The organism is Microbispora sitophila (genome assembly GCF_014892245.1).
In the GTDB taxonomy this organism is placed as follows: Bacteria; Actinomycetota; Actinomycetes; order Streptosporangiales; family Streptosporangiaceae; genus Microbispora; species Microbispora siamensis.
The window spans coordinates 335042-355027 of the sequence record NZ_JADBGC010000004.1; the positions used below are offsets into that span (position 1 = coordinate 335042).

Annotated in this window: 18 protein-coding genes; 17 read left to right on the forward strand and 1 reads right to left on the reverse strand. The window is 72.6% G+C overall.

The window, feature by feature from the left end:
- Positions 1 to 8: 8 nt before the first annotated feature.
- The 15 genes from hisI (at position 9) to IL992_RS09665 (ending at position 12082) form a co-directional block, all read left to right on the forward strand.
- Positions 9 to 359, forward strand: coding sequence for a phosphoribosyl-AMP cyclohydrolase (gene hisI, locus IL992_RS09595; protein WP_030509961.1), 351 nt, complete (start codon positions 9 to 11; stop codon positions 357 to 359).
- Positions 356 to 982: a Trp biosynthesis-associated membrane protein gene (locus tag IL992_RS09600; RefSeq protein WP_193202948.1), complete on the forward strand. Its 627-nt coding sequence runs from the start codon at positions 356 to 358 to the stop codon at positions 980 to 982. Before hisI ends, IL992_RS09600 begins: the two co-directional genes overlap by 4 nt.
- Positions 983 to 1420: 438 nt before the next feature.
- Positions 1421 to 2101 carry an RDD family protein gene (locus tag IL992_RS09605; RefSeq protein ID WP_193202949.1) on the forward strand — a complete coding sequence of 227 codons (681 nt, stop codon included), beginning with the start codon at positions 1421 to 1423 and terminating at the stop codon, positions 2099 to 2101.
- Positions 2102 to 2111: 10 nt separating this feature from the next.
- Positions 2112 to 2537, forward strand: coding sequence for a DUF2752 domain-containing protein (locus IL992_RS09610; protein WP_193202950.1), 426 nt, complete (start codon positions 2112 to 2114; stop codon positions 2535 to 2537).
- A 144-nt stretch (positions 2538 to 2681) separates the two neighbouring features.
- Complete coding sequence (gene trpC, locus IL992_RS09615; RefSeq protein ID WP_193202951.1) at positions 2682 to 3506, forward strand: indole-3-glycerol phosphate synthase TrpC; 825 nt, start codon at positions 2682 to 2684, stop codon at positions 3504 to 3506.
- Positions 3507 to 3571: 65 nt separating this feature from the next.
- Positions 3572 to 4777 carry a tryptophan synthase subunit beta gene (gene trpB, locus IL992_RS09620; protein ID WP_226872671.1) on the forward strand — a complete coding sequence of 402 codons (1206 nt, stop codon included), beginning with the start codon at positions 3572 to 3574 and terminating at the stop codon, positions 4775 to 4777.
- Positions 4778 to 4799: 22 nt separating this feature from the next.
- Positions 4800 to 5594, forward strand: coding sequence for a tryptophan synthase subunit alpha (gene trpA / locus IL992_RS09625; RefSeq protein WP_193202953.1), 795 nt, complete (start codon positions 4800 to 4802; stop codon positions 5592 to 5594).
- A gap of 137 nt (positions 5595 to 5731) precedes the next feature.
- The gene (locus IL992_RS09630) at positions 5732 to 6301 is read left to right on the forward strand and encodes a DoxX family protein (protein ID WP_193202954.1); all 570 of its coding nucleotides are present in this window, start codon (positions 5732 to 5734) and stop codon (positions 6299 to 6301) included.
- Positions 6302 to 6352: 51 nt separating this feature from the next.
- Entirely contained in the window at positions 6353 to 7099 is a 747-nt protein-coding gene (locus IL992_RS09635) for a DsbA family protein (protein ID WP_319018448.1), read from the forward strand.
- A 208-nt stretch (positions 7100 to 7307) separates the two neighbouring features.
- Positions 7308 to 7469 (forward strand): zinc ribbon-containing protein, encoded by a 162-nt coding sequence (locus IL992_RS09640; RefSeq protein ID WP_079315866.1) that lies wholly within the window; start codon positions 7308 to 7310, stop codon positions 7467 to 7469.
- Positions 7470 to 7509: 40 nt separating this feature from the next.
- Complete coding sequence (locus tag IL992_RS09645) at positions 7510 to 8205, forward strand: hypothetical protein (protein ID WP_193202955.1); 696 nt, start codon at positions 7510 to 7512, stop codon at positions 8203 to 8205.
- 128 nt (positions 8206 to 8333) lie between these two features.
- Positions 8334 to 9290 (forward strand): ADP-ribosylglycohydrolase family protein, encoded by a 957-nt coding sequence (locus tag IL992_RS09650; RefSeq protein WP_193202956.1) that lies wholly within the window; start codon positions 8334 to 8336, stop codon positions 9288 to 9290.
- Between the two features lie 91 nt (positions 9291 to 9381).
- Positions 9382 to 10440 carry a prolipoprotein diacylglyceryl transferase gene (gene lgt / locus IL992_RS09655; protein ID WP_193202957.1) on the forward strand — a complete coding sequence of 353 codons (1059 nt, stop codon included), beginning with the start codon at positions 9382 to 9384 and terminating at the stop codon, positions 10438 to 10440.
- The gene (locus tag IL992_RS09660; protein ID WP_193202958.1) at positions 10437 to 11156 is read left to right on the forward strand and encodes a VIT1/CCC1 transporter family protein; all 720 of its coding nucleotides are present in this window, start codon (positions 10437 to 10439) and stop codon (positions 11154 to 11156) included. Before lgt ends, IL992_RS09660 begins: the two co-directional genes overlap by 4 nt.
- On the forward strand, positions 11153 to 12082 hold the full coding sequence (locus IL992_RS09665; protein WP_193202959.1) for a hypothetical protein: 930 nt from the start codon (positions 11153 to 11155) through the stop codon (positions 12080 to 12082). The genes IL992_RS09660 and IL992_RS09665 overlap by 4 nt, the downstream gene beginning before the upstream one ends.
- A gap of 57 nt (positions 12083 to 12139) precedes the next feature.
- Here the strand turns inward: IL992_RS09665 and IL992_RS09670 are convergent, their stop codons facing one another.
- Positions 12140 to 13696 (reverse strand): bis-aminopropyl spermidine synthase family protein, encoded by a 1557-nt coding sequence (locus IL992_RS09670; RefSeq protein WP_193202960.1) that lies wholly within the window; start codon positions 13694 to 13696, stop codon positions 12140 to 12142.
- A 158-nt stretch (positions 13697 to 13854) separates the two neighbouring features.
- On the opposite strand from IL992_RS09670, the gene gltB reads away from it, so the two are divergent.
- Both gltB and IL992_RS09680 read left to right on the forward strand, forming a co-directional pair.
- Positions 13855 to 18381 (forward strand): glutamate synthase large subunit, encoded by a 4527-nt coding sequence (gene gltB, locus IL992_RS09675; protein WP_193202961.1) that lies wholly within the window; start codon positions 13855 to 13857, stop codon positions 18379 to 18381.
- Between the two features lie 55 nt (positions 18382 to 18436).
- Positions 18437 to 19921: a glutamate synthase subunit beta gene (locus tag IL992_RS09680; protein WP_193202962.1), complete on the forward strand. Its 1485-nt coding sequence runs from the start codon at positions 18437 to 18439 to the stop codon at positions 19919 to 19921.
- The last annotated feature ends 65 nt before the right edge of the window (positions 19922 to 19986 follow it).

Genomic DNA, 19986 nt, shown 5'->3' on the forward strand with positions numbered 1-19986 from the left:
TTGGCCTCATGGCCCTCGACCCGAAGATCGCCGACCGGCTGAAGCGCACGCCGGACGGCCTGGTGCCCGCGATCGTCCAGCAGCACGACACCGGCGAGGTGCTCATGCTCGCCTGGATGGACGACGAGGCGCTGCACCGCACGCTCACCACCGGCCGGGCGACCTACTGGTCCCGCAGCCGGGGGGAGTACTGGGTGAAGGGCGACACCTCCGGCCACGTGCAGTGGGTCAAGCACGTGGCGCTCGACTGCGACGGCGACACGATCCTGCTCAAGGTCGACCAGGTGGGGGCGGCCTGCCACACGGGCGACCGCACCTGCTTCGACGCCGACGTCCTCGACGTGAGCGGCGCGCCGTGACCGCGCCCGCGCCCGCCCGCGACCAGGCGCGTACGGCGCGGCGCTCACTGCTCGTCTGGCTGGCCGCCTGCGCCGTGGGCGGCGGCCTCGCGCTGCTGGCCGCGGGCCGCGTGTGGGTCACGCTCGGCACGGCGGGAAGCCCCGCCGGAGCGGGCGGCGGCTCCCTCACCGGCAACGACCTGGTCGCCTGGCTCACCCCCGCGGCGCTGGCGGCGCTCGCCGCCGTGCTGGCCGTACTGGCGACCCGTGGGGTCGCGCGGCGGGCGACGAGCGTGGTCGTCGCCCTCCTCGGCGCGGCGGTCGCGGCCGGGGCGTGGGACGGCACGCGCGGCGGGACGATCGCCGCGGCGGCCGCGCAGCACATGACGACCGCGCTGACGTCCTCCGGTCACATCTCCGTGGAGTCGCGCCCCTGGGTCTGGCCGGTGCTGGCCGCCGCGGGCGGGCTCGTCCTGGCCGTGGCGGGCGCGGCGGCGGCGGTCCTGAGCGTCCGCTGGCCCGGCATGTCGAGCAGGTACGAGCGGGGCGCCGGGCGTGCGGGCACGGGTGAGACCGCCCGGGTGAAGGACGCCGACAGGGCGATGTGGGACGCGATCGACGAGGGCGAGGACCCCACCGCCTAGCGGGTCGCCTGCGGGAGAGCGCCCTCCCCGAAGCGCGTTGGATCGTTCCCACCTCACATTACAAATTGTCCACAAAGCCGATTTCCGCCGGAACGGCCGCCCCGCTGCCGATATGCTTCGCGCCGACCTCTGATCACCGCACAGGAGACCGAATGAGCCACGGGAGTCGGCCGGGCGGCACGGGCGGCCGCGGCTGCCCGCCCGGCCGGGGTGACCGGCAGCCGGCCTCCGGCCGTCATCGTCACCGGCCCCGGCCGGTCCGCATCGGCGCCGGCCACCCTCCGGCGCCGGCGGGAACGGCATGGTCGTCGCGTCGCTCCTCCCCGGCATCCCCGGCCCGTCTCCATGCGGTGCTCCGCGGATCTTCGGGGTCGTCTCCGGTCTCGTCGCGCTGAAAAAGATCCGAGACTCCTTTCCCCACTCACGCAGGAGCACCACATGACGTACGGCAACGACCCGGGCTACAACCCGGGTGGTTACCCCCAGAACCAGCCCGGCCCGCAGGGCGGGTATCCCCCGCCGCAGGGCGGCTACCCGCCGCCTTCCCAGGGCGGCTACCCGCAGGGCGGTTACCCGCCGCCGCAGGGTTCGTACCCGGCACCGCCCTCCGGTGACCAGTACGGCGGCCAGTACGGCGGCGCGTACGGCGCGCCCGGTGGTTACCCGGCCCCCGAGCTCGCGCACTGGGGCCTGCGCGTCGGCGCCACGCTGATCGACGGCCTCATCGTCGGCGTCCCCACCTGGATCCTGAGCATCATCGGCAGCGCCCTGAGCGCCGGCTCGGTGGACCAGGAGACCGGTCAGGTCGGCTCCGGCTTCGGGATCGGCCTGGTGCTCTCCTTCGTGGCCATCGTCGTCGCGCTCGGCCTCGGCCTGTGGCTGAAGCACAAGGAGGGCACGACCGGCCAGACGGTGGGCAAGAAGGTCGTCGGCATCCAGACGGTCAAGGAGCAGACCGGCGAGTACATCGGATTCGGCATGGCCGTCGTCCGGGGCATCTGCCACATCGTGGACGGCCTGCCCTGCTACATCGGCTACCTGTGGCCGCTGTGGGACGCCAAGCGGCAGACCTTCGCCGACAAGATCGTCGGCACCGTGGTCGTGCGCGCCCCGCGTTAGGCTGACCTTCATGGACGTGACCGGACGGCGCGCGTGGGACCGGGTGTGGTCGCTGCGCGCGCCGTTCGGCGCCGCGGCGGTTCTCGCCGGGGCGGTGACGTACCTGGCGGTGGTCGACCCGCACGAGCCGGGCCATTACCCCGTCTGCCCGCTCTATTACCTGACCGGCCTGTACTGCCCGGGGTGCGGCGCGCTGCGCGCCGTGCACGACCTCGCCCACGCCGACCTCGCCGGGGCGGCGCGGATGAACCTGCTCTTTGTCTTCTGCGTCCCTGTCGTAATCACGTTGTGGGCCCGCTGGGCGTTACGATCATGGCAGGGACGGCCCGTGCGCCCGGACATCGCGCACCCCGCGTACCTGTGGGGACTCCTCGCCGTCGCGGCCGTCTTCTGGGTGGTGCGTAATACGCCTTTCGGGCATTTCCTCGCACCGTGAATCGACCCGGTGGCGGATCGACGCGAGGCGGGCCGATACCATCGCAGGGCAGGACACGCAGAGCAGCCGACCGGAGGGACCCTGACGCGTGAGCGAGCGGACAGGCAAATCGCGCGAGCTCCGAGCCGAAGGCGAGGAGGACGCGTGAGTGTTCTTGAGGACATCATCCTGGGCGTGCGGGAGGACCTCGAGGAGCGGCAGCGCAACGTGCCGATCGAGGAGCTCAAGCGGCTCGCCGCCCGCGCCCCCGAGCCCCGGGACGCGTACGCCGCGCTCGGCGGCGACCGGGTGTCGGTCATCGCGGAGGTGAAGCGGTCGAGCCCCTCGAAGGGCGCGCTCGCCGCCATCGCCGACCCCGCCGCCCTCGCGGCGGACTACGAGGAGGGCGGCGCCCACGTCATCAGCGTGCTGACGGAGCGGCGCAGGTTCGGCGGGACGCTCGCCGACCTCGCGGCCGTGCGCGCGGCCGTGGACATCCCCGTCCTGCGCAAGGACTTCATCGTCACCTCCTACCAGCTGTGGGAGGCCAGGGCGCACGGCGCGGACCTCGCCCTGCTCATCGTGGCCGCCCTCGACCAGCCGGCGCTCGTCTCGCTGATCGAGCGGGCCGAGTCGATCGGGCTCGCCCCGCTCGTCGAGGTGCACACCGAGGAGGAACTGGTCCGCGCGGTCGACGCCGGCGCGAAGATCATCGGTGTCAACGCCCGTGACCTCAAGACGCTCGAGGTGGACCGCGAGGTGTTCGCCAAGCTCGCGCCCAAGGTGCCGGACGGCGTCATCAAGATCGCCGAGTCGGGCGTTCGCGGCCCGCACGACCTGCTCGCCTACGCGCGGGCGGGGGCGGACGCCGTGCTGGTGGGCGAGAGCCTGGTCACCGGCAGGGACCCCAAGGCGGCGGTCAACGACCTGGTGACCGCGGGCGCCCACCCGGCCTCGCGGCAGGACACCGGCTCCGAGAGGCACTCGTGAACGACAGCGCTGCAGAGGGAGGCCGCGTGACCCCGACGGAAGGGACCATCATCACCCCCGCCGATCTGGCCGGCAACGGGGTCCACGGGAACGACCCCGACGTCCACGGCAAGTTCGGCAGGTTCGGCGGCAGATACGTGCCGGAGGCCCTCATCCCGGCCCTCGACGAGGTCGCCGCGGAGTACGAGAAGGCCAAGACCGACCTGGGTTTCCTGCGCGAGTTCGACCACCTGCTGCGCACGTACGCCGGCCGTCCCACGACGCTGACCGAGGTGCCGCGCTTCGCCGAGCACGCGGGGGGCGCGCGGATCCTGCTCAAGCGCGAGGACCTGACCCACACCGGCGCCCACAAGATCAACAACGTGCTCGGCCAGGCGCTGCTGACCAAGCGGCTGGGCAAGCGGCGCGTCATCGCGGAGACCGGGGCCGGGCAGCACGGCGTCGCCACCGCCACCGCCGCGGCGCTCATGGGCCTGGAGTGCGTCATCTACATGGGCGCCGTCGACTGCGAGCGCCAGGCGCTCAACGTCGCCAGGATGAAGCTCCTCGGCGCGACGGTCGTGCCGGTGACCAACGGCAGCCAGACCCTCAAGGACGCCATCAACGAGGCGTTCCGCGACTGGGTCACCAACGTCGACCACACCCACTACCTGTTCGGCACGGTCGCAGGGCCGCACCCGTTCCCCGAGATCGTCCGGGACTTCGCCCGGATCATCGGGGTCGAGGCGCGCCGCCAGGTCCTGGAGCTGACCGGACGCCTGCCCGACGCGGTCTGCGCCGCCGTCGGCGGCGGATCGAACGCCATCGGCGTCTTCCACGCCTTCATCGAGGACGAGGGCGTCCGGCTGTACGGCTACGAGGCCGGCGGCCGGGGCGTGGACACCGGCGAGCACGCGCTGACCCTGACCGAGGGCAGCGTCGGCGTGCTGCACGGCGCCCGCACCTACGTCCTGCAGGACGAGGAGGGCCAGACGATCGAGTCCCACTCGATCTCGGCCGGTCTCGACTACCCGGGCGTGGGCCCCGAGCACGCGTGGCTCAAGGACACGGGCCGGGCCACCTACGAGGGCGTGACCGACGAGGAGGCCATGGAGGCCTTCGCCCTGCTCGCCCGCACCGAGGGCATCATCCCGGCCATCGAGTCCTCGCACGCGCTCGCGGGCGCGCTGCGGCTGGGCCGCGAGCTCGGCCCGGACGCGGTCATCCTGGTGAACCTGTCGGGCCGCGGTGACAAGGACATGGGCACCGCTATGAAGTACTTCAACCTCTGATCAGCATCGATAGGGCATCCCGATGACGACACTCCACGCGGTGTTCGACAAGGCCCGCGCCGAGGACAGGGCCGCGCTGGTCGGCTACCTGCCGGCCGGCTTCCCGACCAAGGACGGCGCCGTCGCCGCGGCGACGGCGATGGTCGAGGCAGGCTGCGACGTGATCGAGATCGGCCTGCCGTACTCCGATCCGCTCATGGACGGCCCGACCATCCAGGACGCGGTGCACCGGTCGCTGACCAACGGCACCCGCATCGCCGACGTGCTGCGCACCGTCGAGGGCGTGGCGAAGTCGGGGGCCGCGACGCTGGTCATGACGTACTGGAACCCGATCGACCGCTACGGCGCCGAGCGCTTCGCGCGCGACCTCGCCTCGGCGGGCGGGGTCGGGACCATCACGCCGGACCTGACGCCCGAGGAGTCCGAGCCCTGGCTCGCCGCGAGCAAGGAGGCCGGCATCGACACGGTCTTCCTCGTCGCGCCCAGCTCGCCGGACGAGCGCATCGCCCGGGTCACCGCCTGCTGCACGGGTTTCGTGTACGCGGCCTCGCTGATGGGCGTGACCGGTGCCAGGGAGACCGTAAGCTCGTCGGCGGAGGGCCTGGTCAAGCGGACCAAGGCGAACACCTCGCTGCCCGTCTGCGTCGGGCTCGGCGTCGGGAACGGCGCCCAGGCCGCCGAGGTCGCGGCGTACGCCGACGGCGTCATCGTCGGGTCCGCCTTCATCCGGCGCCTGCTCGACGCGCCGGACGAGAAGTCCGGCCTTGCGGCGGTACGCGAGCTCGCGTCCGAACTCGCCCGGGGTGTCCGGCGCTGAGCTACCCTGAAGTTTCCTTCCCGCACATGCGCCGCGAGCAGCCAAGATAAGGCGGCTTACCATGCTCTTATCCAGCACATGGTGAGGTTGGGTCCCGGTACTGTTCAGTCGGTGTTGCCTACCGGGCGAGGAGACTCATGGTTCAGTTGGCATCCGGCGCCTCGGTGTCCGAACGGTTACAGCCCGCGAAACCCGTGCTCTCCTGGGTCACGACCGCCGCACGGGTCGTGCTCGCCGGCGTACTGATCGTCGCCGGGGCGCTCAAGATCGGAGCGCCCGCGCTGTCGGTGCAGGCGGTGCGGGCCTATCAGCTCCTGCCCGACTCCGTCGCGCAGGTCGTGGGATACGGCCTGCCCGTCCTGGAGATCATCACGGGCCTGCTGCTGCTCGTCGGCCTGTTCACGCGCGCGGCGGCGGCCGTCGGCGGGGTGCTGATGGTGGCGTTCGTGATCGGCATCGCGTCGGCCTGGGCCAGGGGACTGCGCATCGACTGCGGCTGTTTCGGCGGCGACGGCACGCTCGCCGCGGGACAGGACCCCAACTACTTCTGGGAGCTGATGCGCGACCTCGGGCTGCTGGTCTGCGCGGCGTGGATCGTGGTCAGGCCGGCGAGCCGGCTGTCGCTGGACTCCGCGCTGGGCTTCACGGGGGAGCGGGAAACAGCGGACGAGGACGACTCGGACGGCGGCGAGGACGACGGTGTGTGACCGCGGACGACCGCGGGACGTCGCCGTGAGGAAAGCCAGGGGGGAAGCTTCGTGAGCAAGCGGACGAGTGAGGCGGCCAGGGCCCGGATCGCGGCCCAACGGGAGGCCTTGCGCAAGCAGGAGCAGCGCAAGCGCATCACGATGATCGCCACCATCGCGGTGATCGTCGTGATCGCCGTCGCCTTCGCGGTGTGGTCGGTGCAGCAGGGAACCGCGGAGGAGGCCTCCGGGAACGTCGCGCCCGTCACCGTGGAGAAGGACGGGACGGTCGTGATGGCCAAGTCCGGCGTGACCGCGCCCGTGGTCGACGTGTTCGAGGACTTCCAGTGCCCGGCGTGCAAGCAGTTCGAGGAGACCAGCGGCTCCACGCTGAAGAACCTGGCCGCCGAGGGCAAGGCCAAGGTCGTCTACCACCCGATCACGATCTTCACGCAGGAGCCGACCAAGGGCAACTCGCTGCGCGCGGCCTCCGCCGCCCGCTGCGTCACCGACGGCCGGCAGTGGCTGGCGTTCCACGACAAGCTCTACAAGAACCAGCCGAGCGAGACCGTGACTGGCTTCACGATCGACGAGCTGATCAAGTGGGGCAAGGAAGCCGGAGTCACCGCCGAAGACTTCGACAACTGCGTACGGCAGCAGCGCAACGTCGCCGCGCACCAGCAGTTCTCCGCGCAGACCATGAGCACGCAGAAGCTGACCGGCACGCCGACCGTCAAGCTCAACGGCAAGGAGCTCGACACCAACGTCGCCTTCGTGCCGAAATCGCTGCGTGACGCGGTGGAGAGCGCCGGCAAGTGACCTCCCGCCGGGACGGCCCCCCGCGGGCCGTCCCGCGCCCAGCCCGTCGCCAAGAATCGGGCAAAAGCCGCGTGGCTCTCCCGTGATGGGGGTATCGAGCGCCATGTCGCACGTTCCGCACAGGGCGGGGGAGAGGCCGCTCCGACCGGAGCCCCGCCCGCGCCTGCCCCGAGCGGTTCCGCCGCGATGAGCTGAGCGAGGAGGCGCCGTGCCCGCCCACACCGGTGAGAAGGCCCGTAAGACCGGCGTCTTCCACTGCGCCGTCTGCGGCGAGAAGGTGTCGGTCCAGGAGGGCGACACGATTCCGAAGTGCCCCAACGGCCACACCGAGTTCGACAGCCGGACCCAAGAGCCGGACAACCGGTCGTGACGGTGCGGCGAGGCCGCAGCCGGGCGGCGCCGCCGGGCCGATGAGCGGGCGCGATCTCCCCGGGGAGCAGGCAGGCGGACAGGACGGCGTGGTCCGTGTGGTCCTGCGGCCCGTGGGAAGCCCGCTGCCGCTGGGGTTCCTCGGTCTGGCCCTGGCCACGACCGCCTTCGCCGCCATGGAGCTCGGCTGGGTGCCCGCCGCGCAGGGGCGCGTCGTCGCCCTGGCGGCGCTGCTGTTCACCACGCCGCTGCAGTTTCTCGTCTCCGTCCTCGGCTTCCTCGCCCGCGATTCGGTCGCCGGGGCCGCGATGGGCGTCCTGTCCGGCACGTGGGCGGTGATCGCCGGCGTCACGCTCACCACCGCGCCCGGCACGACCAGCGCGGCGCTCGGCGTCGTCCTGCTCACGGCCGCCGCGGCGATGCTCGTCCCGGCCCTCGCCGGCCTGCCCAAGCTGGTGGCCGCCGCCGTGATGGCGATGTCCGCCACCAGGTTCGCGATCACCGGCGTCTACGAGCTCACCGCGTCCGCGGGGTGGAGGACCACGGCGGGAGTCGCCGGTCTGGTGCTCGCGGCCGTCGCCTACTACGCCGCCCTGGCGTTCGAACTGGAGGACGCGCACGGGCGCGCGCTCCTCCCCCTGGCCCGCCGGGGCCGGGCTCGTACGGCGGTCCGGGGCGACCTGCGCGACCAGGCGAAGGGACTGGCGCGCGAGGCGGGCGTGCGCGAGCAGCTCTGACGCGTCCCGGAGAGCCTCTGGGCGGCCGCACGCACGTTCCATTGGCGGTGGGCGTGGCCTGACGTACGGCCGGGTTCCCCGCCGACTTCGCCGGGTTTCACCTCGGCGGCCGTGGTTAGCATGCCCGCATGCCGTACGACGACCGGCCTCTCCTCACCGAACCCTCCGGCGCCGCGAGGAGGATCCACGGGGCGATGATCGCCTTCGCGGCGGGCGACGCGCTCGGCGTGCCCTGGGAGGGGCGCCCGCCGGAGCACATAGACACGGCCGAGGTCGTGCGGCTGCCGGCTCCGGACCGGGGGTGGCCGCGCGGTTCGACCTCCGACGACACCGCGCAGATGGTGCTGGTCGCCCGGTGCCTGGCCGACACGGGCGGGCGGCCCGGCTCCATGGACTTCCTGGCCCGTCTGGCCGACGCGGCCCCCGGGGTGCGCGGCCTCGGGCCGACGACGCGGCGGGCCCTCGCGCACTTCCACGCCACGGGGGAGCTTCCCGTGCCTTCGGCAGGCGACCTGGCCACCAACGGCGCGGCCATGCGCATCGCCCCGGTCGGCTGGGCCGTGCCGCCCCACCGGCCGGAACGCCGCCGCGGCCTGTGCGAGGCGCTGTCCGCCGCGACGCACCGCGCGCCGGCGGCCGTGGCATCGGCCTGCGTGATCGCGGCCATGGCGTCGTCCGCGGTGGAGGGCGCGGGCGCGGCCGATCTGCCGGCCGTGGCGGCGGCCGAGGCGCGATGGGCGGGTGAGCGCTACGGGCCGATGGAGGCCGTGGCGGACGCCGCACGCGGCCGGTGGTCGCCTCCGCGCGAGGGCGTCTCCCTGGACGCCGTGGAGACGGCCGCCGCGGTGGTCCACGTGATCCGCGAGGCCCCGGACCTGGCCGCGGCGCTCCCGTACGCCGTGTCACTCGGCGGGGACGCCGACACGGTCGCGGCGCTCGTGGGCGGCGTCCTCGGCGCCCGGGACCCCGAAACGGTCACCTCGCTCGGCTGGCTGGGACTGGTGGATCTCGGCGAATATCGGGGCCTGGGAGACCTCGCCACCCGCCTGGCCGCCCTCCGCGAGACGCCGGACGCCGGGCTCTGAACGGGATGCGGCGGATGGTCGGCGCAGGTCGCGGGACGGATGCCCGCGCCTCGCTCCGGGCCCGCCCTCTCTTGCGGTAACGTCACGTTACATGCCCCTCCTCGCCTCGATTCCCAGCCCGTCACAGGGGGTCTGGAATCTCGGACCGATCCCGATCCGCGCGTACGCGCTGTGCATCGTGCTCGGCGTCATCGTCGCCGTCTGGATCGGCGAACGCCGGTGGCGCGCCCGTGGCGGCGCCCCCGGGACGATCAACGACCTCGCGGTCTGGGCCGTGCCGTTCGGCCTCGTCGGCGGGCGTCTCTACCACGTCATCACCGACTGGCAGATCTACTTCGGCTCCGAAGCGCCCAAGCGGCCGATCGACGCCCTGTTCATCTGGGAGGGCGGCCTCGGCATCTGGGGCGCGATCGCCCTCGGCGCGCTCGGCGTGTGGATCGCCTGCCGCCGGCGCGGCATCTCCTTCACCGCCATCGCCGACACCCTCGTCCCCGGCGTGGCCGTGGCGCAGGCCATCGGCCGGTGGGGCAACTACTTCAACCAGGAACTGTTCGGCGGCCCCACCGACCTGCCGTGGGGCCTGGAGATCGAGCCGGGCCGCCCGGGCACCGTCCCCGGCGCGACCACCTACCACCCGACGTTCCTGTACGAGTCGCTGTGGGACCTCGCGCTCGCCGGCGTGCTGATCCTGGCCGCCCGCCGGTTCGGTCTGCGGCACGGCCGGGTGTTCGCGCTGTACGTCGCGGGCTACACCCTCGGCCGGTTCTGGATCGAGGGGCTGCGGGTGGACCCCGCCCACCACATTCTCGGCCTGCGGCTGAACCAGTGGACCTCGGTCGTCATCTTCCTGTGCGCCCTGGCGTACCTGTGGCTGGCCCGCAACCGTACGGGCGAGGAGCCGCTGGGCGCGCCGACCGGCGACACCGGCGGAGACCTCTCCGACCCCGCCCACGGGCGGGACCAGGCCGACGAGCCGGAACTCCTGCGCGACGACGAGCGGGACGAGAAGGCGCAGGACCGGGAGACGCGAGGCGGCGCCGGCGACCCGCCACCGGGCGGCGACGCGGGCTCCGGCAAGCAGACGGCGACCGCGGGAGCGGGCGCCGCGAGCGACGGCCCGGCGGCGGAACCGGAGGCCGGCCAGCGATGACGAAGGCCACGACGGGGGCGCGGGCCGAGATCCACCACGAGCACCGGGATGTCAACGGCGGCTGGTTACGCCCCGCGGTCTTCGGCGCGATGGACGGGCTGGTCTCCAACTTCGCGCTGATCGCGGGCGTCGCCGGCGGCACCGCGGAGACCCGGATCGTCGCTCTCGCCGGCATCGCCGGCCTGGCCGCCGGGGCGTTCTCCATGGCGGGCGGCGAGTACGTGTCGGTCGCCAGCCAGCGCGAGCTCGCCCAGGCGGAGATCGACGTCGAACGACGGGAGCTGGAGCGGCATCCCGAGGCCGAGGAGGCCGAGCTCGCCCGGATGTACGAGGAGCGGGGCGTGGACCCGGAGACCGCCAGGGAGGTCGCCCGGCAGATCTCCCGGAACCCGGAGGAGGCCCTGGCGGTCCACACGCGGGCCGAGCTGGGCGTGGACCCCGACGACCTCCCCTCGCCCGTGCTGGCCGCCGTGTCGTCGTTCCTGTCGTTCAGCATCGGCGCGCTGATCCCGCTCCTGCCCTACCTGCTGGGCGTGCGGGGACTGTGGATCTCCGCCGTGGTGTCGATGGTGGCGCTGTTCGCCGCCGGCGCCGTGGTGTCCCGGGTGACGGCCCGCAGCTGGTGGTTCAGCGGCCTGCGCCAGCTCGTGGTGGGGGCCGGGGCGGCGGCGCTGACCTGGGGCCTGGGCTCGCTGATTGGAACCGGCGGTCTATGACCAAGCGCAAGCGCCGGTCGTCCGCGCCGGCCGAGGGGCGGACCGGGGCCGCCCTGGCCGAGCTGGGGCTGGACGACCGGCAGCAGCGTGTGGTCGTGTGGTCGGTCACCGCTGTGGGAGTGCTGGCGATCGCCCTGGTGCTGACGCTGGTGGTCAACGCGATCGGCGGCGGGCAGTCGCAGCCGGTGCAGGCGTCGGGCGAGATGTCCGGGGAGGGCCTGCCCGCGTCCTTCCAGTCCTGGCCGTCCCTGAAGGAACTGGCTCCGATCGGCGACAGGAAGGCCGACAGCGCGCCGCTGACCGTCCAGGAGGTGTTCGGCGCACGGACGCTCACGGCCGGGAAGGTCACGCTGCGCAGGCTGGCCGGCCGCCTGGACCAGGCCTGCGCGGGCGCCGTGTGGGGAGCCGACCTCGCCGACGCCCTGACCGAGGCCGGATGCAGCCAGGCCGTCCGCGGCCTGTACGCCACCGCCGACGGGGTGTACGTCGCGCAGTACACCCTGTTCAACCTCGCGGACGTCGCCGCGGCCGAGTCGCTGGCGAAGTCGCTGGCGTCGCTCTACCGGGGTGCCTGGGTGCAGCCGCTGGAGTCGCCGCGGGCGAAGTTCGGCGCATACAGCGAGGGAAACGCCTACGTCCTCGGGCACTACCTCGGGGTGGCCTGGATCGGCCGCGCCGACGGCGCGGAACCGGGGGAAAAGGACGACTTCATCATGCTCGGCCTGGCCGTGCGGGAGACCGAGAAGGCGGTCTTCCGCCGCGTGGTCAAGGTGGCCGGGGTGCCGTCGGATCCCGCGCAACCGCCGGGCCCGGCCGACACCGCCCAGCCCTCCGAGGAGCCTCCCTCCGATCCCGGCGCCTCTCCTGCCGTGTCCGCACCCGCCGCGAGCACGCCCGCGCAGCCGTCCGTCCCCGCCGCCCGGTAGATCCGGCGCGGTAGACCAGCCCGCAAGACCCGGCGCGACGGACCCGGCCCGGTCTTGTCAGGCCGTGGTGGGAGCGCCGATCCGCGTCCTCATTTCGGCGAGGCGGTGGAGGGGGAGTTCCAGCGGGGCGGCGTCGAGGGCCCACGGCGCGGCCTCCTCGACGGCGGCCCTGGCCTGCCGCTTGGTGAGCCCGGCCGTCTCGGTCAGTGCCTCGCGCCAGGTGTTGGCGACCTTCCCGTGGGCGCTGTCCATGATCCTGCGCACCACCCGGTCCGGTCCGCTGTCCGGGGGCGAGAGCCGTACGGCGTCGAGGACGTGGCCCTCGGCGGTCAGGCGATAGACGGGGGCGAGCAGCGCGGCGAGCGCGGGCAGGTCCGCCATCCTGTCCACCACAGCGCCCGCGGCGAGCACACGCACGTGCCGGGCGCGCGTCGCGAGCAGCAGGCGGGGCAGCGCCGCCTCCAGCCCGGCCGGCACGGCGATCGCCACCCGCTCGGGGTCGGCGGCGTACGGCTTGGCCAGCAGGGTGGCGAGCCGGGTGCGCGGCACCTGCGGCAGCAGGCCGCGCGGCCAGTCGCCGGCGAGCAGGTCCGGCCCGAACGCGGTCACGGCCGCCTCGTCCGGTGGGGCCGCCGGGGCGGACTCGACGGCCTGGGGTCCCTGCGTGTAGATGGCCGTGGCGAGGCGGTCGAGCCGGGCGGCGATCGCCGGCCACGTCTTCGTGGTGGGGCGCAGCACGTACAGGTCCGCCGCGCTGCCGATCGCCTCCGCCCCGTGATACCGGTTGAAGTGCGGAAATATCGCCTCGTGCAGCAGGTTGAGGTCGAAGAGGGCTTTTTGCACCTTCAGTGCGAGCATCGGAGTGCGCTCGGAGGCGCCGTACGCCACGAGGATCCGGCCCCGGTCGCGGTCGCGCAGGCCCTCGGCGGCCCGGGCGGCGAACAGCCCGATCCCCTCGGGCGTGTACGGCGGGTCGGTGATCGCGAGGTCGGCCCAGCCCCGCAGCGACGGCGGCAGGCCGAGGCGCAGGTCGGCCCAGCGGGTGCGCACCCCCAGGTCCTGGGCGTCGATGTACTCCAGGATGCGGTCGTCGACGTCGGCCACGGCGACCTCGACCTCGGGGTGGACCATCCGCACGGCCAGCGAGGTCAGGTCGTGGTCGCCGACGCACAGCAGGCGGGCGCCGGGCAGCCAGAACCGTCGCCCCAGCAGGAGGGCGCGGCGCAACACGGTCTCGGCGGTCGCGGAGACGTGGTCGAGCGCGTGCCGCCCCCGGGGAGCCTCGGCGATCAGCGTCTCCAGGCGTTCGAGCGTCTCGGCGTGCCCCGCGACCATTCCGGCGACCGGATTCCCAAGACCGGAAATATCCGCATCTATCCCGACGTTGTAGCGGTTGACCTGATCACTGGGAATACGGACGCGATCGCCGCTGTGCTCAAGGGGGAGCACCCGCAGCAGCGACTCGATCGTCCGCCGCGACGTCGCGGTCTCCCTGACCAGGTCGGCAAGGGTCCACCAGCGGCCGCCGGACAGGAGCGCCAGCGCTCCGCGCAGGCGCAGGCCGTCCACGCCGGCCTCCGCCAGCAGTTCGTCGATCGCCTCATGACCACCCATGCGCAAACCATATCCACGGCGCTGACCTGTGAAGGTTCGCGAAGCGGACCTGGGGGGCACTATTCCGGCAGCGTGTTGTAATCTCTAAGCACCACAACCGCAGCAGGGCCAGCGTCGTCCCTCTGTTCCACGCAGACGTTGACGACGGGAGTGACTACATGCCTGCTGCCCGCCTTGGCCTTCCCGGAGGTCTCCCCGAGCCCCAGGGACTCTACGACCCCGGATTCGAGCACGACGCCTGTGGCGTAGCCATGGTGGCCGATGTCGCCGGCCGCCGCAGCTACGACATCGTCGCCAAGGCACTGACCGCGCTCCGCAACCTCGACCACCGGGGTGCCAGCGGCAGCGAGCCGGACACCGGCGACGGCGCGGGCATCCTCACCCAGATCCCCGACGCGTTCTTCCGCGCGGTGGTCGACTTCGAGCTTCCGGCCGAGGGCGCGTACGCCGCGGGCGCCGCGTTCCTGCCGCTGGACGAGCAGGCCAGGCAGACCTCGATCGGCCTCATCGAGCAGATCGCCGCCGAGGAGGGTGTGACGATCCTCGGCTGGCGCGACCTGCCGGTGGACCGCGACCTGCCCGGCGCCACCGCCCGGGCGGTCATGCCGCACTTCGCGCAGCTGTTCGTGACCTCGCCCGGCGGAGAGACCGGCGTCGACCTCGACCGGATCGTGTTCGCCTTCCGCAAGCGGGCCGAGCACGAGGCGGACGTCTACTTCTCCTCGCTGTCCTCGCGGACCATCGTCTACAAGGGCATGCTGACCTCGCTGCAGGTCGAGCCGTTCTTCGCCGACCTGTCCGACGAGCGCTACGTCAGCGCCATCGCGCTGGTCCACTCGCGCTTCTCGACCAACACCTTCCCCTCCTGGCCGCTGGCCCACCCGTACCGGTACGTCGCGCACAACGGCGAGATCAACACCGTGCGCGGCAACCGCAACTGGATGCGCGCCCGCGAGGCCATGCTCGCCACCGGCCTGATCCCGGGCGACCTGCGGCGGCTGTTCCCGATCTGCGACCCCGACGGCTCCGACACCGCCTCGTTCGACGAGACGCTGGAGCTGCTGCACCTCGGCGGCCGGTCGCTGCCGCACGCCGTGCTGATGATGATCCCGGAGGCGTGGGAGAACCACACCGAGATGGACCCGGCCCGCCGGGCCTTCTACGAGTTCCACTCCACACTGATGGAGGCGTGGGACGGCCCCGCGTCCATCACCTTCTCCGACGGCACGCTGGTCGGCGCGGTCCTCGACCGCAACGGTCTGCGCCCGGGCCGGTTCTGGGTCACCGACGACGGCCTCGTCGTGCTCGCCTCCGAGGCGGGCGTGCTGTCCGACATCCCGCAGGAGAAGGTCGTCCGCAAGGGCCGCCTGCAGCCGGGCCGCATGTTCCTGGTGGACACCGCCCGCGGCCGGATCATCGAGGACGACGAGATCAAGGCCGAGCTCGCCGCCGCCGAGCCGTACGGCGAGTGGCTGCACGCCGGCCTGGTCCGCTTCGAGGAGCTGCCCGAGCGCGAGCACGAGCACCCCACCCACGAGGCGCTGGTCAAGCGGCAGCAGACCTTCGGCTACACCCAGGAGGAGCTGCGGGTCATCCTCACGCCGATGGCCAAGAACGGCGCCGAGCCGATCGGCTCGATGGGCACCGACACCCCCGTGGCGGTGCTGAGCGAGAAGCCGAGGCTGCTGTTCGACTACTTCAGCCAGCTGTTCGCGCAGGTCACCAACCCGCCGCTGGACGCCATCCGCGAGGAGCTCGTCACCTCGCTGCAGTCGACGATCGGCCCCGAGGGCAACCTGCTCGACCCCGGCCCGGCCTCGTGCCGCCGGCTCGTGCTGCCCTACCCGGTGATCGACAACGACGAGCTCGCGAAGATCATCCACATCAACGACGAGGGCGCGCTGCCCGGCTTCCAGCCGTACGTCGTGTCCGGCCTGTTCGACGCGGCCGGCGGCGGCGAGGCGCTGGTGCGGCGGCTCGAGGAGATCCGCCAGGAGGTCTCCCGGGCCATCGAGGACGGCGCGCGGATCATCGTGCTGTCCGACCGCGGGTCGTCCCGTGAGAAGGCGCCGATCCCGTCGCTGCTGCTCACCGGCGCGGTGCACCATCACCTCATCCGGGAGAAGTCCCGCACCCGGGTCGGCCTCGTGATCGAGACCGGCGAGGCCCGCGAGTGCCACCACATGGCCCTGCTCATCGGCTACGGCGCGAGCGCGATCAACCCCTACCTCGCGCTGGAGACGGTCGAGGACCTGATCGCCACCGGTCAGCTCGACCTCGACCCGCGCAAGGCCGTGCGCAACCTGATCAAGGCGTACGGCAAGGGCGTGCTCAAGGTCATGTCCAAGATGGGCGTGTCCACGGTCGCCTCCTACACCGGCGCGCAGATCTTCGAGGCCCTCGGCCTCGGCGCCGAGGTCATCGACCAGTGCTTCACCGGCACCACCTCCCGCCTCGGCGGCGTCGGCTTCGACGTGCTGGCCAAGGAGGCGCTGGAGCGGCACGCGCGGGCCTACCCCCGCGCGGAGAACCCGCACCGGCGGCTGGAGGTCGGCGGCGAGTACCAGTGGCGCCGCGAGGGCGAGCCGCACCTGTTCAACCCGACCACCGTCTTCAAGCTGCAGCACTCCACGCGCACCCGGCGCTACGAGATCTTCAAGGAGTACACGTCCCTGGTGGACGGGCAGTCCGAGAAGCTCATGACGCTGCGCGGCCTGTTCAAGCTGCGTCCCGGCGGCGCGCCCGTGCCGATCGAGGAGGTCGAGCCGGTCGAGTCGATCGTCAAGCGGTTCTCCACCGGCGCCATGTCGTACGGCTCCATCTCCATGGAGGCGCACGAGACGCTGGCCATCGCGATGAACAGGCTCGGCGCCAAGTCGAACACCGGTGAGGGCGGCGAGGACCCGGAGCGGCTGCACGACCCCGAGCGGCGCAGCGCGATCAAGCAGGTGGCCTCCGGCCGCTTCGGCGTGACCAGCGAATACCTGGTCAACGCCGACGACCTGCAGATCAAGATGGCGCAGGGGGCCAAGCCCGGCGAGGGCGGCCAGCTGCCCGGTCACAAGGTGTATCCGTGGATCGCCAAGACCCGGCACTCCACGCCCGGCGTCGGCCTCATCTCGCCGCCGCCGCACCACGACATCTACTCGATCGAGGACCTGGCCCAGCTCATCCACGACCTGAAGAACTCCAACCCGCGCGCCCGCGTCCACGTGAAGCTGGTCGCCGAGGTCGGGGTCGGCACCGTGGCGGCGGGCGTCAGCAAGGCCCACGCCGACGTCGTGCTGATCTCCGGCCACGACGGCGGAACCGGCGCCTCCCCGCTGACCTCGGTCAAGCACGCGGGCGCCCCCTGGGAGCTCGGCCTGGCCGAGACCCAGCAGACGCTGCTGCTCAACGGCCTGCGCGACCGCATCGTGGTCCAGGCCGACGGCCAGCTCAAGACCGGCCGCGACGTGATCATCGCGGCGCTGCTCGGCGCCGAGGAGTACGGCTTCGCCACCGCTCCGCTGGTCGTCTCCGGCTGCGTCATGATGCGGGTCTGCCACCTCGACACCTGCCCGGTCGGCGTGGCCACCCAGAACCCCGAGCTGCGCAAGCGGTTCACCGGCAAGCCCGAGTTCGTGGTGAACTTCTTCGAGTTCATCGCCCAGGAGGTGCGCGAGTACCTCGCCGAGCTCGGCTACCGCTCGCTCGACGAGGTCATCGGGCGGGCCGACCTGCTCGACACCGCCCAGGCGGTCGAGCACTGGAAGGCCTCCGGCCTCGACCTGGCGCCGATCCTGCACCAGCCGGAGCTGCCCGAGGGCACCCCGCGCCGCAAGGTCGTCGAGCAGGACCACGGGCTCGACAAGGCGCTGGACAACACACTGATCCAGCTCGCCGAGGGCGCGCTGAACTTCGGCGACCCGGTCACGCTGGAGCTGCCCATCCGCAACGTCAACCGTACGGTCGGCACGATGCTCGGCCACGAGGTGACCAAGCGATACGGCGGGGCCGGCCTGCCGGACAACACGATCGACGTATCGTTCACCGGCTCCGCGGGCAACTCGTTCGGCGCGTTCGTGCCGCGCGGCGTCACGCTGCGGCTGACCGGCGACGCCAACGACTACCTCGGCAAGGGCCTGTCGGGCGGCCGGATCATCGTCCGCCCGCACCCCGACGCGCCGTTCGAGGCCGAGACGCAGGTCATCTCCGGCAACGTCGGCCTGTACGGCGCGACGTCCGGCGAGGTCTTCGTCCGCGGCATCGTGGGCGAGCGGTTCTGCGTGCGCAACTCCGGCGCGACCGCCGTCGTGGAGGGCGTGGGCGACCACGGCTGCGAGTACATGACCGGCGGCCGGGCCGTCGTCCTCGGTCCGACCGGCCGCAACTTCGCCGCCGGCATGTCGGGCGGCGTCGCGTACGTGCTCGACCTGCGGCCCGAGCGGGTCAACCGCGAGATGGTCGAGCTGGAGGCGCTGGACGACGACGACGCCGAGTTCCTGCGGGAGATCGTCGAGAAGCACTTCGCGGAGACCGGGTCCACGGTGGCCAAGGCGCTGCTCGCCGACTGGGACGCCGCGCTCGGCCGGTTCGGGAAGGTCATGCCGACCGACTACAAGCGGGTCCTTCAGGCGAGGGCCGCCGCCGAGGCCGAGGGCCGCGACATCGACGAGGCGGTCATGGCCGCCGCCCACGGGTGACGCCGATGCGAATCACCACGACCGTTTCCACGCAGCGATAAGGGGGGTATCACCGTTGGCTGACCCGAAGGGGTTCCTGACACACGGGCGCGAGCTGCCGGCGCGCCGCCCGGTCGACGTCCGCATCCGCGACTGGCGCGAGGTCTACGAGGACTTCCCCCGGCCCGCGCTCACCAAGCAGGCGGCCCGCTGCATGGACTGCGGCATCCCGTTCTGCCACAACGGCTGCCCGCTCGGGAACCTCATCCCCGAGTGGAACGACCTCGTCTACCGCGACGACTGGCGTGAGGCGATCGAGCGGCTGCACGCGACCAACAACTTCCCGGAGTTCACCGGCCGCCTGTGCCCGGCGCCGTGCGAGTCGGCGTGCGTCCTCGGCATCAACTCCGACCCCGTCGCGATCAAGCGGGTCGAGGTCGAGATCGTCGACCGCGCCTTCGCCGAGGGCTGGGTCACGCCGCAGCCGCCCGCCGCCAAGACGGGCAGGAAGGTCGCGATCGTCGGCTCGGGCCCGGCCGGCCTCGCCGCCGCGCAGCAGCTCACCCGCGCCGGGCACGACGTGGTCGTGTTCGAGCGGGCCGACCGGATCGGCGGGCTGCTCCGCTACGGCATCCCCGAGTTCAAGATGGAGAAGCGGCACGTCGACCGCCGCATCGCCCAGATGGAGGCCGAGGGCACCGAGTTCCGCACCGGCGTCAACGTCGGCGTGGACGTCACGGTGGCCCAGCTCCGCGAGGAGTTCGACGCGGTCGTGCTGGCGGGCGGCGCCACGGCCTGGCGCGACCTGCCGGTGCCCGGCCGTGAGCTCAAGGGCGTCTACCAGGCGATGGAGTACCTCCCACCCGCCAACAAGACCCAGGAGGGCGACTACGCCGAGTCGCCGATCTCGGCCGAGGGCAAGCACGTCGTCGTGATCGGCGGCGGCGACACCGGCGCCGACTGCATCGGCACGGCGATCCGCCAGGGCGCCCTGTCGGTCACCCAGCTGGAGATCATGCCGAGGCCGCCGGCGACCCGTCCGGGCAGCCAGCCGTGGCCGACGTACCCGATGCTGTTCAAGATGGAGAGCGCGCACGAGGAGCTGGAGGCCGGGGCGGGCGACCGCGTGTACGCGGTGTCCACCACCGAGTTCGCCGGCGACGACGAGGGCAACGTACGGGCGCTGCGCCTGGTCGAGGTGGAGGGCCCGGCGGCGGGGTTCAAGCCAATCCCCGGCACCGAGCGCGAGATCCCGGCCGAGCTGGTGACGCTCGCGATGGGCTTCCTCGGCCCGGAGAAGGGCCCGCTGCTGAACGACCTCGCGGCGCTGTCCGGCGACCCGGAGTCGTTCTTCGACGCCCGCGGTAACGTGGCCAGGAACGCGTCGTACGAGACGTCGGTCGAGGGCGTGTTCGCGGCCGGCGACATGGGCAGGGGCCAGTCGCTGATCGTGTGGGCGATCGCCGAGGGCCGGTCGGCGGCGGCGGCGGTGGACCGCTACCTGAGCGGGCGGACCGTTCTGCCCGTTCCCATTCCGCCGACCGCGAGGCCCCTCGTCTGAGATGTGACCCGCCGCCGTGGTCCCAGGGGACCGGACCACGGCGGTCGGGGCGTAGGGGATAAAAC

What these genes read in the sequence shown, in the direction of transcription:
- hisI (WP_030509961.1), top strand. Translation starts at nt 9, where the DNA reads ATGGCCCTCGACCCGAAGATCGCCGACCGGCTGAAGCGCACGCCGGAC.
- IL992_RS09605 (WP_193202949.1), top strand. Translation starts at nt 1,421, where the DNA reads ATGACGTACGGCAACGACCCGGGCTACAACCCGGGTGGTTACCCCCAG.
- IL992_RS09610 (WP_193202950.1), top strand. Translation starts at nt 2,112, where the DNA reads ATGGACGTGACCGGACGGCGCGCGTGGGACCGGGTGTGGTCGCTGCGC.
- trpA (WP_193202953.1), top strand. Translation starts at nt 4,800, where the DNA reads ATGACGACACTCCACGCGGTGTTCGACAAGGCCCGCGCCGAGGACAGG.
- IL992_RS09630 (WP_193202954.1), top strand. Translation starts at nt 5,732, where the DNA reads ATGGTTCAGTTGGCATCCGGCGCCTCGGTGTCCGAACGGTTACAGCCC.
- IL992_RS09645 (WP_193202955.1), top strand. Translation starts at nt 7,510, where the DNA reads ATGAGCGGGCGCGATCTCCCCGGGGAGCAGGCAGGCGGACAGGACGGC.
- IL992_RS09650 (WP_193202956.1), top strand. Translation starts at nt 8,334, where the DNA reads ATGCCGTACGACGACCGGCCTCTCCTCACCGAACCCTCCGGCGCCGCG.
- lgt (WP_193202957.1), top strand. Translation starts at nt 9,382, where the DNA reads ATGCCCCTCCTCGCCTCGATTCCCAGCCCGTCACAGGGGGTCTGGAAT.
- IL992_RS09660 (WP_193202958.1), top strand. Translation starts at nt 10,437, where the DNA reads ATGACGAAGGCCACGACGGGGGCGCGGGCCGAGATCCACCACGAGCAC.
- IL992_RS09665 (WP_193202959.1), top strand. Translation starts at nt 11,153, where the DNA reads ATGACCAAGCGCAAGCGCCGGTCGTCCGCGCCGGCCGAGGGGCGGACC.
- IL992_RS09670 (WP_193202960.1), bottom strand. Translation starts at nt 13,696, where the DNA reads ATGGGTGGTCATGAGGCGATCGACGAACTGCTGGCGGAGGCCGGCGTG.
- gltB (WP_193202961.1), top strand. Translation starts at nt 13,855, where the DNA reads ATGCCTGCTGCCCGCCTTGGCCTTCCCGGAGGTCTCCCCGAGCCCCAG.